This is a genomic window from Corynebacterium sp. NML120713 (genome assembly GCF_001875735.1).
Classification (GTDB): domain Bacteria; phylum Actinomycetota; class Actinomycetes; order Mycobacteriales; family Mycobacteriaceae; genus Corynebacterium; species Corynebacterium pseudogenitalium.
Genome location: NZ_MLCR01000006.1, coordinates 173,267 through 189,821, shown reverse-complemented (window position 1 = coordinate 189,821; position 16,555 = coordinate 173,267). Strand labels below are relative to the sequence as shown.

At 58.8% G+C, this 16,555-nt stretch carries 24 protein-coding genes; 18 read left to right on the top strand and 6 right to left on the bottom strand.

Annotated features, from left to right (window positions below; translation table 11 throughout):
* The first annotated feature begins 123 nt into the window (after positions 1-123).
* The 4 genes from rpsL to tuf all read left to right on the top strand — a co-directional run bounded on the left by rpsL (position 124) and on the right by tuf (position 4,834).
* Entirely contained in the window at positions 124-495 is a 372-nt protein-coding gene (gene rpsL / locus BJP06_RS03325) for a 30S ribosomal protein S12 (protein WP_070363116.1), read from the top strand.
* 6 nt (positions 496-501) lie between these two features.
* Positions 502-969, top strand: coding sequence for a 30S ribosomal protein S7 (gene rpsG / locus BJP06_RS03320; RefSeq protein ID WP_071572791.1), 468 nt, complete (start codon positions 502-504; stop codon positions 967-969).
* A gap of 240 nt (positions 970-1,209) precedes the next feature.
* The gene (gene fusA, locus BJP06_RS03315; protein ID WP_071572790.1) at positions 1,210-3,330 is read left to right on the top strand and encodes an elongation factor G; all 2,121 of its coding nucleotides are present in this window, start codon (positions 1,210-1,212) and stop codon (positions 3,328-3,330) included.
* A gap of 313 nt (positions 3,331-3,643) precedes the next feature.
* The gene (gene tuf, locus BJP06_RS03310) at positions 3,644-4,834 is read left to right on the top strand and encodes an elongation factor Tu (RefSeq protein ID WP_071572789.1); all 1,191 of its coding nucleotides are present in this window, start codon (positions 3,644-3,646) and stop codon (positions 4,832-4,834) included.
* A gap of 681 nt (positions 4,835-5,515) precedes the next feature.
* On the opposite strand, the gene BJP06_RS03305 is transcribed toward tuf, so the two are convergent.
* From BJP06_RS03305 to BJP06_RS03280, 6 genes are read right to left on the bottom strand one after another with little or no spacing between them, the layout of a single operon-like run.
* Positions 5,516-6,076: a hypothetical protein gene (locus BJP06_RS03305; protein ID WP_071572788.1), complete on the bottom strand. Its 561-nt coding sequence runs from the start codon at positions 6,074-6,076 to the stop codon at positions 5,516-5,518.
* Positions 6,077-6,670 carry a hypothetical protein gene (locus BJP06_RS03300; protein WP_070477535.1) on the bottom strand — a complete coding sequence of 198 codons (594 nt, stop codon included), beginning with the start codon at positions 6,668-6,670 and terminating at the stop codon, positions 6,077-6,079.
* Positions 6,657-7,442, bottom strand: a complete 786-nt coding sequence (locus tag BJP06_RS03295; RefSeq protein ID WP_070477536.1) for an Asp23/Gls24 family envelope stress response protein — start codon at positions 7,440-7,442, stop codon at positions 6,657-6,659. The genes BJP06_RS03300 and BJP06_RS03295 overlap by 14 nt, the downstream gene beginning before the upstream one ends.
* Positions 7,442-7,642, bottom strand: coding sequence for a hypothetical protein (locus BJP06_RS03290; RefSeq protein WP_070363109.1), 201 nt, complete (start codon positions 7,640-7,642; stop codon positions 7,442-7,444). The genes BJP06_RS03295 and BJP06_RS03290 overlap by 1 nt, the downstream gene beginning before the upstream one ends.
* Before the next feature lie 57 nt (positions 7,643-7,699).
* Positions 7,700-8,011: a hypothetical protein gene (locus BJP06_RS03285; RefSeq protein WP_071572787.1), complete on the bottom strand. Its 312-nt coding sequence runs from the start codon at positions 8,009-8,011 to the stop codon at positions 7,700-7,702.
* A gap of 2 nt (positions 8,012-8,013) precedes the next feature.
* Positions 8,014-8,508 carry an Asp23/Gls24 family envelope stress response protein gene (locus BJP06_RS03280; protein WP_070363107.1) on the bottom strand — a complete coding sequence of 165 codons (495 nt, stop codon included), beginning with the start codon at positions 8,506-8,508 and terminating at the stop codon, positions 8,014-8,016.
* A gap of 565 nt (positions 8,509-9,073) precedes the next feature.
* On the opposite strand from BJP06_RS03280, the gene rpsJ reads away from it, so the two are divergent.
* From rpsJ to BJP06_RS03210, 14 genes are all read left to right on the top strand, one after another.
* Positions 9,074-9,379 carry a 30S ribosomal protein S10 gene (gene rpsJ, locus BJP06_RS03275; protein ID WP_003848085.1) on the top strand — a complete coding sequence of 102 codons (306 nt, stop codon included), beginning with the start codon at positions 9,074-9,076 and terminating at the stop codon, positions 9,377-9,379.
* 43 nt (positions 9,380-9,422) lie between these two features.
* Positions 9,423-10,079, top strand: a complete 657-nt coding sequence (gene rplC, locus BJP06_RS03270; RefSeq protein WP_070363106.1) for a 50S ribosomal protein L3 — start codon at positions 9,423-9,425, stop codon at positions 10,077-10,079.
* Positions 10,076-10,732 carry a 50S ribosomal protein L4 gene (rplD, locus tag BJP06_RS03265; protein ID WP_070363105.1) on the top strand — a complete coding sequence of 219 codons (657 nt, stop codon included), beginning with the start codon at positions 10,076-10,078 and terminating at the stop codon, positions 10,730-10,732. The genes rplC and rplD overlap by 4 nt, the downstream gene beginning before the upstream one ends.
* The gene (gene rplW, locus BJP06_RS03260) at positions 10,733-11,038 is read left to right on the top strand and encodes a 50S ribosomal protein L23 (RefSeq protein ID WP_070363104.1); all 306 of its coding nucleotides are present in this window, start codon (positions 10,733-10,735) and stop codon (positions 11,036-11,038) included. It abuts the gene before it with no gap.
* 25 nt (positions 11,039-11,063) lie between these two features.
* A complete protein-coding gene (rplB, locus tag BJP06_RS03255) occupies positions 11,064-11,903 on the top strand; it encodes a 50S ribosomal protein L2 (protein ID WP_070363103.1) in 840 nt (279 codons plus the stop codon).
* Between the two features lie 16 nt (positions 11,904-11,919).
* A complete protein-coding gene (gene rpsS / locus BJP06_RS03250; RefSeq protein WP_070363102.1) occupies positions 11,920-12,195 on the top strand; it encodes a 30S ribosomal protein S19 in 276 nt (91 codons plus the stop codon).
* A 3-nt stretch (positions 12,196-12,198) separates the two neighbouring features.
* Positions 12,199-12,558: a 50S ribosomal protein L22 gene (gene rplV, locus BJP06_RS03245; RefSeq protein WP_071572786.1), complete on the top strand. Its 360-nt coding sequence runs from the start codon at positions 12,199-12,201 to the stop codon at positions 12,556-12,558.
* The gene (gene rpsC, locus BJP06_RS03240; protein ID WP_070363100.1) at positions 12,558-13,301 is read left to right on the top strand and encodes a 30S ribosomal protein S3; all 744 of its coding nucleotides are present in this window, start codon (positions 12,558-12,560) and stop codon (positions 13,299-13,301) included. Before rplV ends, rpsC begins: the two co-directional genes overlap by 1 nt.
* A 3-nt stretch (positions 13,302-13,304) precedes the next feature.
* Entirely contained in the window at positions 13,305-13,721 is a 417-nt protein-coding gene (rplP, locus tag BJP06_RS03235; RefSeq protein WP_070363099.1) for a 50S ribosomal protein L16, read from the top strand.
* A complete protein-coding gene (rpmC, locus tag BJP06_RS03230; protein WP_070363098.1) occupies positions 13,721-13,951 on the top strand; it encodes a 50S ribosomal protein L29 in 231 nt (76 codons plus the stop codon). The genes rplP and rpmC overlap by 1 nt, the downstream gene beginning before the upstream one ends.
* Before the next feature lie 2 nt (positions 13,952-13,953).
* Positions 13,954-14,238, top strand: a complete 285-nt coding sequence (rpsQ, locus tag BJP06_RS03225; protein ID WP_070363097.1) for a 30S ribosomal protein S17 — start codon at positions 13,954-13,956, stop codon at positions 14,236-14,238.
* Between the two features lie 132 nt (positions 14,239-14,370).
* Entirely contained in the window at positions 14,371-14,736 is a 366-nt protein-coding gene (locus BJP06_RS03220) for a DsrE family protein (RefSeq protein ID WP_070477537.1), read from the top strand.
* Positions 14,737-14,743: 7 nt separating this feature from the next.
* Entirely contained in the window at positions 14,744-16,336 is a 1,593-nt protein-coding gene (locus tag BJP06_RS03215; protein ID WP_071572785.1) for a sulfurtransferase TusA family protein, read from the top strand.
* The gene (locus BJP06_RS03210) at positions 16,329-16,553 is read left to right on the top strand and encodes a hypothetical protein (protein WP_070363094.1); all 225 of its coding nucleotides are present in this window, start codon (positions 16,329-16,331) and stop codon (positions 16,551-16,553) included. Before BJP06_RS03215 ends, BJP06_RS03210 begins: the two co-directional genes overlap by 8 nt.
* Positions 16,554-16,555: the final 2 nt, after the last annotated feature.

Below are 16,555 nucleotides of genomic sequence, written 5' to 3'. Positions count from 1 at the left end.
TGATCGTTTTCGCATAAACGTGGCGGAGCGTTCTGGACGTGCGGCAGGGCCCCGGGAAAGAGCCCTCATTTTTGCATGTTCAGGCGATTGTCCGCCTCAGCGTAAAAATTAGAAGGAAAATCTATGCCAACTATCCAGCAGCTGGTCCGCAAGGGCCGCCACGACAAGCGTGGCAAGGTAGCAACTGCAGCGCTGAAGGGTTCCCCGCAGCGTCGTGGCGTGTGCACCCGCGTGTACACCACCACGCCGAAGAAGCCGAACTCGGCGCTTCGTAAGGTTGCTCGTGTTCGTCTGACCTCCGGTATTGAGGTCTCCGCATACATCCCAGGTGAGGGCCACAACCTCCAGGAGCACTCCATGGTGCTTGTCCGTGGTGGTCGTGTGAAGGACCTCCCAGGTGTTCGCTACAAGATTATTCGTGGTTCCTTGGATACCCAGGGTGTCAAGGATCGTAAGCAGGCTCGTTCCCGCTACGGCGCAAAGAAGGGACAGTAATCAGAAATGCGTAAGCAGCAAGCTCCGAAGCGTCCCATCGTTAAGGACCCGGTATACAACTCTGAACTCGTGACCCAGCTGGTCAATAAGGTGCTTCTCGACGGCAAGAAGTCCACCGCTGAGCGTATCGTCTACGGTGCACTCGAGATCTGCCGTGAAAAGACCGGCACCGATCCGGTTGGCACCTTGGAAAAGGCGCTCGGCAACATCCGTCCTGACCTTGAGGTTCGCTCCCGTCGTGTCGGTGGCGCTACCTACCAGGTTCCAGTCGAGGTGAAGCCAGTTCGTGCAACCACTCTGGCTCTGCGCTGGATGGTCACCTTCACGCGCCAGCGTCGTGAGAACTCGATGGTCGAGCGTCTCGCTAATGAGATCCTGGACGCGTCCAACGGCTTGGGTGCATCCGTGAAGCGTCGCGAGGACGTCCACAAGATGGCTGAGGCAAACCGCGCGTTTGCTCACTACCGCTGGTAGTCGCCGGTAGGTCATATATGAAACAAAGCGCCCGGACCATGCTGACACGGACAACGTGTGCACAATTGCATACGTGGTTACCCACCAATGTGGGTGCACGTGCGGCGTCCGGGTTTTTGTTTTGAGGTGACTTCCAGGCTGGCTCTGCCCATCTTGGGCAAACAGTGGCACAATGAACTAGGTAAATATTCGCCAAGACGTGTGCAGCACGTCGACGACTTTTAAGTTGGGGTAAATAACGTGGCACAAGAAGTGCTTAAGGACCTGCACAAGGTCCGCAACATCGGCATCATGGCGCACATCGATGCTGGTAAGACCACCACGACAGAGCGCATTCTGTTCTACACCGGTATTAACCGCAAGGTCGGCGAGACCCACGACGGTGCTTCCACAACTGACTGGATGGAGCAGGAGAAAGAGCGCGGCATCACCATTACGTCCGCAGCAGTGACCTGCTTCTGGAATAACAACCAGATCAACATCATCGATACGCCGGGTCACGTGGACTTCACCGTCGAGGTTGAGCGTTCCTTGCGCGTGCTCGATGGCGCAGTTGCTGTGTTCGACGGCAAGGAAGGCGTTGAGCCGCAGTCTGAGCAGGTCTGGCGTCAGGCTGCAAAGTACGACGTTCCGCGTATCTGCTTCGTCAACAAGATGGACAAGCTGGGCGCTGACTTCTACTACACCGTTGGCACGATCGTCGATCGTCTCGGCGCCAAGCCGTTGGTGATGCAGCTGCCGATCGGTGCTGAGGATGACTTTGACGGCGTCGTTGACCTTCTTGAGATGAAGGCAATGCTGTGGCCAGGCAAGGTCGAGACCGGCACCCCTGCACAGATCACCGAGATCCCGGACGATCTGAAGGAAAAGGCTGAGGAGTACCGTGAGAAGCTCGTCGAGACCGTTGCTGAGTCCGACGAAGAGCTCATGGAGAAGTACTTCGGCGGCGAAGAGCTCACGATCGAGGAGCTCAAGGCTGGCATCCGTAAGCTGACCGTTAATTCGGAAGTTTACCCAGTGTTCTGTGGTACTGCGTACCGCAACAAGGGTGTCGAGCCTGTGCTGGACGCCATCGTCGATTACCTGCCTTCTCCGCTGGATATCGGCGAGGTTCACGGCACCTCCGTCGACGGTGAGGAAGACCTCACGCGTAAGCCTTCCGTTGATGAGCCGTTCTCTGCACTGGCGTTCAAGATTGCTGTGCACCCGTTCTTCGGCAAGCTGACTTACGTGCGCGTGTACTCGGGCCAGGCTATCCCGGGCGAGAACATGATGAACTCCACCAAGCAGCAGCGTGAGCGCGTGGGCAAGCTCTTCCAGATGCACGCGAACAAGGAGAATCCGGTTGAGCACGCTGACGCCGGCAACATCTACGCGTTCATTGGTCTGAAGCACACCACTACTGGTGACACCCTGTGCAACCCTGATCACCCGATCATCCTCGAGTCCATGGACTTCCCGGATCCGGTTATTCAGGTTGCTATTGAGCCGAAGACCAAAGCTGACCAGGAGAAGCTGGGCACCGCTATTCAGAAGCTTGCTGAAGAGGACCCAACCTTCACCGTTCACCTGGATGAGGAGACCGGCCAGACCGTTATCGGCGGCATGGGCGAGCTCCACCTCGACGTCCTCGTTGACCGCATGAAGCGCGAGTTCAAGGTCGAGGCGAACATTGGTTCTCCACAGGTTGCGTACCGCGAGACCATCCGCAAGAAGGTGCAGTCCCTGGACTACACCCACAAGAAGCAGACGGGTGGTTCCGGTCAGTTCGCAAAGGTTATCGTTTCCATCGAGCCTTACAACCCGGATCCAGAGACCCTGGAAGAGGGCGAGAGCGCAACCTACCTGTTCGTCAACGAGGTCACCGGTGGTCGCGTGCCGAAGGAGTACATCCCTTCCGTGGATGCCGGTATCCAGGACGCGATGCAGTACGGCTACCTCGCTGGCTACCCGCTGGTCAACATCAAGGCAACCCTCGAAGACGGCGCTTACCACGAGGTTGACTCCTCCGAAATGGCCTTCAAGATGGCCGGTTCGCAGGTGCTCAAGGAGGCCGTCGCTAAGGCGAAGCCAGTGCTGCTCGAGCCGCTGATGGCTGTTGAGGTTGTGACGCCTGAGGAGTACATGGGTGACGTCATCGGTGACCTGAACTCCCGTCGTGGCCAGGTCAACTCGATGGACGACCGCTCTGGCGCCAAGGTTGTCAAGGCTGTTGTTCCGCTGTCGCAGATGTTCGGCTACGTCGGTGACCTGCGCTCCAAGACGCAGGGTCGCGCGAACTACACCATGGTGTTCGACTCCTACGGTGAAGTTCCGTCCAACGTCGCTCAGGAAATCATCGACGCCCGCAACGGCAACTAATCGCTGCTCCCTGCTTCTCGACGGCCTGCTCACGTGCCAGTGAGCGTGACCGGTAGAAGGAAGCAGGGATGGCCGCTAGTAGCGGTCGCGCTGGAATCGCCACAAGATTGAAGTGGTGGTTTGAGCCGGCCGTTACTCGCGACGAATGATCCCGGAACTTTCGGTCTGACGGTTTGAAAATCAGACTGGGAATCTCTAGGATCAGGTAACTGGCACATTGTGAATGAGCCGACGCCTTTTCGAAGGCAAAGGCAAATGTAAACCACGTGGCTGCGAAGGTCGTAGCCACCATGAAGTCCTAGGAGGACATACAGTGGCAAAGGCAAAGTTCGAACGTACAAAGCCGCACGTCAACATCGGTACCATTGGTCACGTCGACCACGGTAAGACGACCACCACGGCTGCTATCACCAAGGTGCTCGCTGACAAGTACCCGGAGGAGAACAAGTCCTTCGCGTACGACGCGATTGACAAGGCGCCGGAAGAGCGCGAGCGCGGCATTACCATTAACATTTCCCACGTCGAGTACAACACTCCTAAGCGTCACTACGCACACGTGGATGCTCCAGGCCACGCTGACTACATCAAGAACATGATCACCGGTGCTGCTCAGATGGACGGCGCAATCCTCGTGGTTGCTGCTACCGACGGTCCGATGCCTCAGACCCGCGAGCACGTTCTGCTTGCTCGCCAGGTTGGCGTTCCTTACATCCTCGTTGCTCTGAACAAGTGCGACATGGTCGACGATGAGGAAATCATCGAGCTCGTCGAGATGGAAGTTCGTGAGCTTCTCGCAGAGCAGGATTACGACGAAGAGGCTCCAATCGTTCACATCTCCGCTCTGAAGGCTCTTGAGGGCGAGGAGAAGTGGGTTGACTCCATCGTTGAGCTCATGGATGCTTGCGACAACTCCATTCCGGACCCAGTTCGCGAGACCGACCGTGACTTCCTGATGCCGATCGAGGACATCTTCACCATTTCCGGCCGCGGTACCGTTGTTACCGGCCGTGTTGAGCGTGGCGTCCTGAACCTCAACGACGAAGTTGAGATCATCGGTATCCGCGAGAAGTCCACGAAGACCACCGTCACCTCCATCGAGATGTTCAACAAGCTTCTCGACACCGCTGAGGCTGGCGACAACGCAGCTCTGCTGCTTCGTGGCCTGAAGCGTGAGGACGTTGAGCGTGGTCAGGTTGTCATCAAGCCGGGCGCTTACACCCCTCACTCCAAGTTCGAGGGCTCCGTCTACGTCCTGTCCAAGGACGAGGGTGGCCGTCACACGCCATTCTTCGACAACTACCGTCCTCAGTTCTACTTCCGCACCACCGACGTTACCGGTGTTGTGCACCTGCCTGAGGGCACCGAGATGGTCATGCCTGGCGACAACGTCGACATGTCCGTCGAGCTGATCCACCCAGTCGCTATGGACGAGGGCCTGCGCTTCGCTATCCGCGAGGGCTCCCGTACCGTCGGCGCTGGCCGCGTCACCAAGATCCTCGGCTAACTCAGTCCGATAACGTGACGTAAAGGTCACTCCCCATCGGGGAGTGACCTTTTTTCATGCCTACAGTGCGTTGGGAAGGCAACGGTTCTAGGACCACTATGTCCTGCAGCTGGTCACCGTGCTGTTACTTCAGTGCATTGGGCACCGCCGACTTAAGGGACATTTTGTGTGTAACTAGCCGCGTCCAGCCCACCCCTTTCTCACGGCTAGACTGGGGTTGCACTGACGATCATTGCCAGTATTGAATTCTTTCAGCCGCCCATTCAGTGCACCGCTGTGTGCAAGATCGTCTCTCGCCCCGCAGGCTGTATGGCAGCTCGCTTAACGGCATACCCCAATGCCTTGCTTCCCGGTCCTGTTCGTGCCCTGGCCAGTATCGTGCACGCCCAGGGCTTTGCTCGTCCCCCTGGCAGTATGCGATCGCCCAACGCGTAGAGAGACCGGTTCTTGTTCTCTAGAGCCACCAATCTCGCTGCGCTACCCGCAGACTCGATACATCCCACACGTCAGACGTCATCCGGCGTTCAATTCTCAAGACCGGCGAATGGAACTGTTTTGAAAACCATATCGGGAGTCCGGGAAACCGAATAGATATATACACACAAAATGTCTTTTAAGCCGCACCGTCTGGACATGAAAAAGCTCCCCACCCGTTGGCGGGGAGCTTTCGCGTGAGTCCTTTTAGGCGCTAACCTGGTCGAAGTGCAGCTTCCACAGGGTATCCACGTTCATTGTGTGGTTTGCCATTCGGAAGTCCTGATCGGCGCGTTCGAGAACGTCAACGACTTCGTCAAGCGAGAATGCTGGGTTGGCAATCGCAACGAATTCAACGGTCGGCCTGGTCTCCACCATCGCAACTTTGGCGTCGGCGGAGTTGATCATGGGGTCCATAGCCAAGTGGTGGCACGCCGCTTCGGCGACGCGTTTGACGTTGATTTCGGTTGTGCCATGCTCGGCGTCGGCCGCGGTGATTGCTCGGGTCGAGAATCCGCGGCTGCGAATATTTGCGATGACAGCCCACAGTCCAAGAAGTACCAGCACGACAGCACCGACGATCAGCGCTGTGTTGTACCAGGAACGGTAGGGAAGATTGCTGATCACGACTGGATCGACCTGCTGGATCCATTCGCTCACGTAGGGGATGTCCCAGAAGTACGTGAGTGGGATAAACCCGACGCAGAGCAGGAGAACGCCAATGATGAACACGAGCAGGCGGTCAAAGAACGCAAGTGTCTTGGTCATTTACTTCGCCTCCTGTTCAGCAACTGGTGCTGGCGCTTCGGTCTTGATGGTGATGGCGGGTACCTGCTCCAGACGCTGGAACTCACCAACGAGAGTTTCGTGCGCTTGCTGCTCGACATCGGGCCGCTGGACGTCGGTCTGCATTGTGAGCGTCAATTTGTTCCGGTCCGCTTTGGTACGCGCATGGTTTGCGCCAAACTGAGACGTTGCAAGGAACGTCGACTTCCGCGCAATATCCACGGGTCGCGTCCAGATCGAAACCGGTGACTGCACGCGTAGATGAGTTTTCTGGCGTGGCTTCAACGACGCAATCACGAGCGCAAGCCCCACCAACATCACAACGATGCCGACGGCGACGGCTACCCACGTAATGTCAATGAGATTCAACGTCAACTGGTCGTAGAGCTCGGGGAGCCATTCGGTTTGGCCATCTGCTTCTTGGAGGCGGACCCAAACGTCGTGCCCGATAACAACGGCGCCCCCGAGGAACGCCAGGCCGGCGAGCACGGTGATCCAGCGTGCAACTGGGCTAGCTTTCGGTGCGGCAGCCGGGTGCGGGCCTACTGGGGCGACGGGCGTATTAGGTTCGGTCATAGTACTTCACCGCCGGTTTGATCGTAATTTCACGAAGCGGCTGAGGTTGCGGTGCCGATACCGTCGTCGGTGCCGCAGTGCGCTTCACGCGAATGGGCTTGAGCGGCGCAGGTTGCGGAACGCTCGGGCTATATACGCGCTGTTTGCGTGTTTGCACGCCAAGCAGTCGGGCAGGCTCCGGCGTTTGTGGACGGAAAACCCGCGTGGGCTGTGCTTCGAAGCCCTTGGTACGCACGGGGTACGGAGTCGGAGCGGCAATGGATTTCACAGAGACTGGCTCTGGAACGTGGGTGTCCGTCAGGTCGTCGACAAGCGAGCGAGCGACGATATCGTGCAACGGTTCCGGCTCCTTCGTCGTCGGGGACTCTACGTCCAAAGGCTTGACCTTCAGCGGAGTCGGGATGATGAACGACTGGTGGTTTGCAACGTCGTCCCACGAGACGGGTTCACCGGCGTTCGCGGTGACGTTTGCCACCTCGATATTGACGCTGGAGACGTCAAGCCCAGTCAAGGTCCGGATGTGCGAGATGATCGTTGAACGCACCGCGTCCGTGATGGCAGCAATGGGGGCAGGGTAAGTAGTAGCGATCTCGGCTTCGACGGCCGCGGTGCCTGAAACTCGGTCCAGGCGGACATCGATTTGGGGAAAGCTGCGGCCTGCCAAACCTGCAAGCTTTGCGTCCATTTCGATCGTGCCGGGCACTGACGAAGCCGCCACCTCAGCAATCTGCGCGATGACGCGCTCACTGAGATGGAATTGGTTCGACGCCATTAGCTACGACCCTTGCCCGAGCTGGTGCTCAGGATTTCTGCGAGGTCCAGCTTGCCATCAAGCTGGGCGCCGACGACACCACCAATGACGGAGAAGAGAACGAGCCAAAGTAGCCCGAGTCCGCCGCCAAAGGTGACGAAGAAAGCAACGATAATGCCGATAATGACACCGGTTAACGCTTTGTTAGATAAAAGATTCATTGTTCACCACTTACTTGTAGTTGTGGGTACGCAACGCGGACGCCCTAACGGGCGTACCTATTCGGCGTCGGCGACAACAACGTCGACGAAATCGACATCGGTGGCGCGCAGGGTAGCGGTGCGTACGTCGTCGGCGATGGAGTGAATGTCCCGTTCGCTCGAAACGTCGTAAATAAAGTTGACTTCAAGGCCGCGGAGGTTGGGGTCTGAGGATCGCGTCGCGGGTTTGAGCCCTTCGATCCGCTCGCCGGGTAGCAGGAGGGCAACTTCACCGAAGAACCCGCCATGCATACCCGCAACGCCGGGGACGGCCAAAATGGCGTCCCGGGCGGCTTCGGCCACCTCGCGGCTAACGGAGGTGTACGCCATAACTACTGAGCCAGCGCCTGGTTAGCGTTGTAGGCGGCCTCGTTGGACTCCTCGTTGTCCTGCTCCGGCAGGTGGACATCGTGAACAGTGACGTCGACGCGGTCAACGATAAGGCCGGTCATGCGGGTAACAGCAACAGTGATGTTCTCGCGGATGGCGTTTGCGAGCTCGTGGATGGCGACGCCGTACTCCGCAATAATTGCAACAGCGACGGAAGCGTGGCCGTCCTCGACAACGACATCGACGCCCTGCTGAACATTGGTGGAGGAGGTCAGCGACTCGCGAACAGCACCCCACATGCGTGCAGCGCCACCGCCCAGGTTGTAAACACCGGAAACTTCGCGGGCGGCGATGCCGGCGATCTTGCCGACGACGTTGTCGTCGATCATTGTGGTGCCGTGCTCAGTCTCAAGGTTGGAGTTGCGAGTGCGAACCTGCTCCGTCTCCTTTGCCTCAGTGGTGGCAGGGGTGTTCTCGGTTGCATTGTGGTCGGCCATGGAAAATCCCTTCGTATATATATGGGTAAAGAAAAGTACGACGGACAGACGCCCGTGTAAACACCCAGGGTACACAGCAACCAACTAGCTTGCCTGAATCGATGCAAAAAGTTCCGAATGGATATCACTCTGCAATCAAACTGAAATGTTCAGAGGAGGGGTTGCGCTTCTTGCAAGAACGTGTTTTAATACTCGGGTTGCCTCGACATGGCGGCCGCAAGGTTGTGATGGTGGGGTAAACATGACACCTTCCAAAGAAGGTTTTTATCTAGGTTAACTAGGTGAGAAACCGGAGAAGGGACATGGCAAATAAACAGCGGCAGTACGCAAGGGTCACGCACCCTTCCGAGTCTGACACCCCGATGCACGTGTGCACCGAGGCGGAAGCACTGAAGTAAGCGCGCAGTTTATTGTCGCGTTACTCACCTTCCGGAAGTGTCAAACAGTCAATGAAAACGACACTGGCGTTGAGCCATGGGCCCAGCCCGGACAACGTTATAGAGAAACTAGAAGCTACAACCCCACCGCTTCGTTCAGAATGTGGGGATGCGAGGAAGAGGTAAGCGTGGCGGGACAGAAGATCCGCATCAGGCTGAAGGCCTACGACCACGAAGCGATCGACGCATCTGCGAAGAAGATCGTTGAGACGGTCACCCGCACGGGTGCCCGCGTCGTTGGACCGGTGCCGTTGCCCACAGAGAAGAACGTGTACGCCGTTATTCGTTCTCCCCACAAGTACAAGGACTCTCGCGAGCACTTTGAGATGCGCACGCACAAGCGTCTCATCGACATTCTCGATCCGACGCCGAAGACGGTTGACGCGCTCATGCGTATCGACCTTCCTGCAAGCGTTGACGTGAACATCCAGTAATCACTAGAGATCCGACAACCTGTAAGTAGTGGAGAACTAATACATGTCTGATAACCAGATCAAGGGCATTCTGGGCACCAAGCTCGGCATGACCCAGATCTTCGACGACGAGAACCGTGTTATCCCGGTTACCGTCGTTGAGGCTGGGCCGTGCGTGGTCACCCAGATCCGTACACCAGAGACTGATGGCTACTCCGCCATCCAGATTGCTTACGGCGACATCGATCCCCGTAAGACGAACAAGCCAGAGGCTGGCCACTTCAAGAAGGCTGGCGTCACCCCACGTCGCTACGTAGCTGAAATCCGCATGGATGACACCTCTGCGTACGAACTCGGCCAAGAGATCACCGTCAATCTGTTTGACGGCGACGTCTTCGTCGACGTTGCTGGCACCACCAAGGGCCACGGCTTCGCTGGCGCAATGAAGCGTCACGGCTTCGCGGGCCAGGGTGCAGCACACGGTAACCAGGCTGCTCACCGTCGCGTTGGTGGCATTGGTGGCGCGTCTACGCCGGGTCGCGTGTTCAAGGGCAAGCGCATGGCTGGCCGTATGGGCGGTAACCGCGTTACTACCCAGAACCTGAAGATTCAACGCATCGACGGCGACAACAACCTCCTCCTCATCAAGGGTGCTATCCCTGGTGCGAAGGGTTCTGTTGTTACCGTCAAGACCGCAGTGAAGGGCGGTGCTCACGCATGACGAACCTGACGTTGAACGTCCACACCGCAGACGGAAAGACCAACGGTTCCGTTGAGCTTCCGGCAGAACTTTTTGACCGTGAAGCTTCCATTCCCCTGATGCACCAGGTTGTGACAGCTCAGCTGGCAGCCGCTCGTCAGGGCACTCACGCCACCAAGACCCGCGGCATGGTCCGCGGTGGTGGTAAGAAGCCATTCCGCCAGAAGGGCACCGGTCGCGCTCGTCAGGGCTCGATCCGCGCGCCACACTTCACCGGCGGTGGCATTGTCCACGGTCCGCAGCCGCGTTCTTACGCGCAGCGCACCCCAAAGAAGATGATCAAGGCTGCACTTGCTGGTGCACTCACTGATCGTGTTCGCAACGAGCGCATCCACCTCATTGAGGAGCTTGTTCCGGGCCAGAAGCCTTCGACCAAGTCTGCTCGTGCGTTCATTGAGCGTCTGACTGACCGTAAGTCGGTGCTGCTCGTGATCGGCCGTGAGGATGTTAACTCCCGTCTGTCCGCAAGGAACCTGCCGGGCGTCACCATTCTTGAGCCGGCGCAGCTGAACACCTACGACGTGCTGAACGCCGATGACGTTGTGTTCTCGGTTGAGGCGCTGCACACCTTCATCAACCGTGGCAAGGCTGAAGCTGCGGAGGAGGAGAAGTAAATGGCTAAGATCGTGAATTCCCGCGACATCATCATCGCGCCGGTCCTCTCTGAGAAGACCTACGCGCTGATGGAGCAGAACACCTACACGTTTTTTGTAGCGAAGTCTGCTAACAAGACCCAGATCAAGATTGCCGTGGAAGAGATTTTCGGCGTCGACGTCGCTTCGGTGAACACCGTGAACCGTGAGGGCAAGCGCAAGCGTTCCCGCACTGGTTTCGGTAAGCGCAAGGACACCAAGCGCGCCTACGTTACTCTCCGCGAGGGCAGCGATCCCATCGACATCTTCGGCGGCGCAGCCGTCTAAGTGACTCGATAGAAAAGGACAAAATATGGCTATTCGTAAGTACAAGCCGACAACCCCGGGTCGCCGTGCCAGCTCTGTTTCGGAGTTCGAGGAGCTTACCCGCTCCACTCCGGAAAAGTCGCTGCTGCGCCCGCTCCCGAAGAAGGGTGGCCGCAACACGCACGGCCACATCACCACTCGTCACCGTGGTGGCGGCCACAAGCGTCGCTACCGCGTGATTGACTTCCGTCGTTCGGACAAAGACGGCGTGCTGGCAAAGGTTGCTCACATCGAGTACGACCCGAACCGCACCGCTAACATTGCTTTGCTCCACTACTACGACGGTGAGAAGCGCTACATCATCGCTCCGAAGGGCCTGAAGCAGGGTGCCGTCGTTGAGGCTGGTCCTAACGCCGACATCAAGGTTGGTAACAACCTCCCACTTCGTAACATCCCGACCGGTACGACGATCCACGCTGTTGAGCTCAAGCCTGGTGCAGGTGCCAAGCTTGCTCGTTCCGCAGGCGCTTCTATTCAGCTGCTCGGTAAGGAAGGTTCCTACGCAGTGCTGCGTATGCCGTCCTCCGAAATTCGCCGCGTGGACATCCGCTGCCGCGCAACCGTTGGTGAGGTCGGCAACGCTGACCAGATCAACATCCGCTGGGGCAAGGCTGGCCGTATGCGCTGGAAGGGCTGGCGCCCAACGGTCCGCGGTGTTGTCATGAACCCTGTGGATCACCCACACGGTGGTGGTGAAGGTAAGACTTCCGGTGGTCGTCACCCAGTGTCCCCATGGGGCAAGAAGGAAGTTCGCACCCGCAACCCAAACCGTTACTCAAACAACATGATCGTGCGACGCCGTCGCTCGAAGAACAAGAAGCGTTAAGAGGAGGTAGTAAGACATGCCACGTAGCCTAAAGAAAGGCCCGTTCGTCGATGAGCACCTCCTCAACAAGGTGGACGCTCAGAACGATGCAGGCACCAAGCAGGTAATCAAGACCTGGTCTCGCCGTTCGACCATTCTCCCAGATTTCATCGGACACACTTTCGCCGTCCACGACGGCCGCAAGCACGTCCCGGTGTTTGTCGACGAGTCCATGGTCGGCCACAAACTCGGTGAGTTTGCACCAACCAAGACCTTTAAGGGTCACGTCAAGGAACAGAAGGGACGTCGATAAGCAATGGCTGACACCATCACCACTGCATCCGCGACGGCCAAGTTCGTTCGTGTTTCTCCGATGAAGGCGCGCCGCGTGCTCGCCCTCGTCCGTGGGAAGTCCGTCTCCGAGGCTCTCGCAGTCCTGAAGTACGCACCACAGAGTGCTGCGAAGGACGTTGCCAAGGTTGTTGCATCTGCAGCCGCCAACGCTGAAAACAACTTCGGTTTGGACCCGCGTACGCTGGTCGTCTCCGAGTGCTGGGCAAACGAAGGTCCGACCATGCGTCGCTTCCAGCCACGCGCTCAGGGTCGCGCATTCCAGATCCGGAAGCGCACCTCGCACATCACCGTAGTTGTCGAGTCCAAGGAAGGGGCGAAGTAATGGGCCAGAAGATTCACCCACACGGCCTGCGCCTGGGTATCACGTCCGACTGGAAGTCCCACTGGTACGCCGACAAGAACTACGCTGATTACGTCGCAGAAGACATCAAGATCCGCGAGTTCCTGTCCAAGGGCCTCGAGCGCGCCGGTATCTCCGACGTTGTCATCGAGCGCACCCGTGACCGCGTCCGCGTCGACATTCACACTGCCCGCCCGGGCATCGTGATTGGCCGTCGTGGCGCTGAGGCTGACCGCATCCGCCGTGAGCTCGAGAAGCTCACCGGCAAGATGGTTGCGCTGAACATCCTCGAGGTCAAGAACGTCGACGCCGACGCGACGCTCGTTGCTCAGTCCATCGCTGAACAGCTGGTCAACCGCGTTGCGTTCCGTCGTGCGATGCGCAAGGCAATCCAGTCCGCTATGCGTAACCCACAGGTCAAGGGCATCAAGGTCATGACCTCGGGTCGTCTCGGCGGCGCTGAAATGTCCCGCGTCGAGCGCTACCACGAAGGCCGTGTGCCACTGCACACCCTTCGTGCTGAGATCGACTACGGCATCGCAGAAGCACACACGACCTTCGGCGTCATCGGCGTCAAGGTTTGGATCTACAAGGGCGACGTCGTCGGTGGCGTGCGCGAGTCCGAGCTCAACGCTCCGTCGAACGAGCGTCGTGGCCGTGGCGATCGCCGCCCACGCCGTGGTGGCCAGCGCCGCCAGCGTGCAGAGCAGAAGCAGGAGGGCTAATCAATGCTTATTCCTAAGCGTGTGAAGTACCGCCGCCAGCACCGCCCGACTCGTTCTGGCGTGTCCAAGGGTGGCAACACGATCAACTTCGGTGACTACGCTCTGCAGGCTCTCGAGCCGGCGTACATCACCAACCGTCAGATTGAGGCGGCTCGTATTGCGATCAACCGCCACGTCAAGCGTGGTGGCAAGGTCTGGATCAACATCTTCCCGGACCGTCCGTTGACGCAGAAGCCGCTCGGTGTTCGTATGGGTTCCGGTAAGGGCCCTGTCGAGAAGTGGGTCGCTAACGTAAAGCCGGGACGTATTCTCTTTGAGATGTCCTACCCGAACGACGCAACCGCTATCGAGGCACTGCGCCGCGCAGGCGCGAAGCTGCCTTGCAAGGTTCGCATCATCAAGAAGGAGGACCAGTTCTAATGGCAAACGGTACCCCCGCATCCGAGTTCCGCGAGCTCAACGACGAAGAGCTGCGCGCTCGTCTGTCCGAGGCAAAGGAAGAGCTGTTTAACCTGCGCTTCCAGCTTGCTACCGGCCAGCTGACCAACAACCGCCGCATCTCCACCGTGAAGCGCGACATTGCACGTATCTACACCGTGCTGCGCGAGCGCGAGCTCGGCCTGTCCGTTGTTCCGGGAGCTGAGGCTTAATCATGAGTGAGGCAAACGTGAACGAACAGACCAACGAGAAGCGTGTTCAGAAGAACCGCCGCGGCTACGTCGTATCCGACAAGATGGACAAGACCATCGTTGTTGAGGTCGAGGACCGCAAGTCCCACGCCCTGTACGGCAAGATCGTCCGTACCACCAAGCGCGTGAAGGCACACGACGAGGAGAACACCGCAGGTGTTGGCGACCTCGTCCGCATCCAGGAGACGCGTCCGCTGTCCAAGGACAAGCACTTCCGTCTCGTGGAGATCATTGAGAAGGCACGCTAAACCCATCCGGTAGAGGCGTCCGACTCAAGGACAAGAGAGCACCACCCCCAAGTTTCGTTACGACGGGGTGGTGCTTTTTCTATTTCGGTAGACTTTCTGGTGCTCGTAACGTTCAATGAAAAGGAGTTCACTATGGGTACTGGCAAGTTTTGCGTCACTGTTGCACACGCGAAGGACAATGAGGACCTTGCGACGCTCGGTTTCGTCGTCGCCAACGCTGCTGTAGGTTCCGCGCAGGACACGATGGTCTTCCTGTCTTCCGAGGGCGCTCGCCTCGCTGCGAAGGGCTACGCGGACGACATCCATGAGGAGGGCTTCGCTCCAATCAAGGAGTTGATTGAGAACTTCGTTGCCGCAGAGGGCAAGCTGTACGTGTGCGCGCCTTGTGCCAAGAAGCGCGGCTTCGGGGAAGAGGATCTTATCGACGGCGCCACCATCGTCGGCGGCGCAAAGCTGGTTGAGTTCCTGGCAGACGGCACCCCAAGCGTTTCCTACTAAGGCAACGATGTCTCAGTCCGAGAATCTGCACCCGTACGCTCCAGACGCCAGCTTCGACGGCGGCGATCTGGACTGCGGTAACGGGTTGCTGTTATTGATCCGAAAGAACATCGATCCGCTCGAGTCTGGCCAGCTGCTGGAGATTATCTCCTACGACCCCACAGTCAAGGTGGACCTGCCTTCCTGGTGTAACTTGACTGGCAATGACTTGGTCAACGTGGTTGAGGAGCCAGAGCACAAGCGGTGGCGCTTCCTCGTGTCGAAGGGGGCGTTTACGAAGCCCGTGGAGGTTGCTGACATCCCGGCCGCTCCCGAGGCTGTGCGCCCGAAAAAGAAGAAGGGGCCGCGCAAGCGCCCGCAGATGCCGGTGACGCAGGAGGTCGTGGAGCCGACGATCGCCAAGGAACTGTCTGAGCCAGCTCCCGCGCCGGAGATTCCGGCCGGATCTGTGCTGACGATGGGCTCTTGGCCACGGTCTCCGTGGTTGTTGGATGCGCTGCACCGCCACCTCGAAGAGCGGATGGATGAGGGCACGTTCCAGGCCACAGCCGACGACGCGGTGCGCCTGGTGGTGTCGGCGCAGGAGCGGGCCGGAGTGGACGTCGTCACGGATGGTGAAATGCGACGCGACAACTACTCGAGCTTCGTCGCGGGGCGTCTGCAGAACTGCCAGCTGATCCCGATTACGGACCTGCTGCCGTACGTGGATGACCCGGAGGAGTTCGAGCGCGAGCTTCGCGCGTTGGACGTCCCGGCGGGCGAGGTGCGCCACCCGGCGGTCTTTGGCCCGCTTGGTCGCGATAAGCCGCTGGTTGCGCACGAGGTTGAGTTCGTGCAGCAGCTCACCGACCGCCCGGTGAAGGTGTGCCTGCCGGGGCCGTATCTGCTCACGCGCACGATGTGGATGGAGTGTGTCTCCGACCGCGCGTACGAGAACCGTGAGGAGATGTCGAAGGACATTGTCAGGGTGTTGCGCGAGGAGCTCCACGAATTGCTGGCGAAGGGAACGTCGCTGGTGCAGATCGATGAGCCGGTGCTTACTGAAGTCGTGTACGGGCAGGCAGGCGGGGGCGGCCGCACGTTTATGTGTGGCGCGCTCGACGGCCTGGAGGGCACGGTGGATGAGGAGCTGGAGTTCGCGAAGTCGTTGCTCGATGAGCTGACGGAGGGGCTGCCGAAGGAGCGGTTGGCGCTGCACGTGTGCCGCGGCAACTGGACCACGGACGAGTCGGCGGCGCTGACGGGCGATTACGCTCCGTTTGTTGAGCTGTTCGCCTCGCTGAACGTGGGTATGTTGTCCATGGAGTTGGCGACGCCACGCGCCGGCGATATCCGAGCCCTCGAGGGAATCCGCGACGACCAGCGCATCTGCGTTGGCGTGCTGAACCAAAAGCTCCAGGAGCTGGAGCCCGTCGAGGCAGTGGAGGAGCGCATCGAGCGAGCCCTGGACACGTTCGGGGCTGACCGGGTGGTCTTCTCCACGGACTGCGGTTTTGCAACGTTTGCGGATAACCCAATCGTGGCCGCGAACTTGGCTGAGCAGCAGCTCGCGCTCATTGTGCAGGCCCGCGACAACGTGATGGCACGCCGCAATGCATGAGGATCATTACTGGGACGCCCAGGACATCGCGTGCGGTGATGTCCTGGTGCGCCTCTTCCTCTTGTTCCGCGACCAGATCAAGGATGGGGAAGTGCTGCACTTGCGGTCCACGAACGAGGCGATCGATATCGATATTCGTGCCTGGTGCGGCCTGACTGGCAACACGTTGCTGCGCGCGGATCACCCGGAGTTTTATATCCGTAAAACTTCTGATTGATG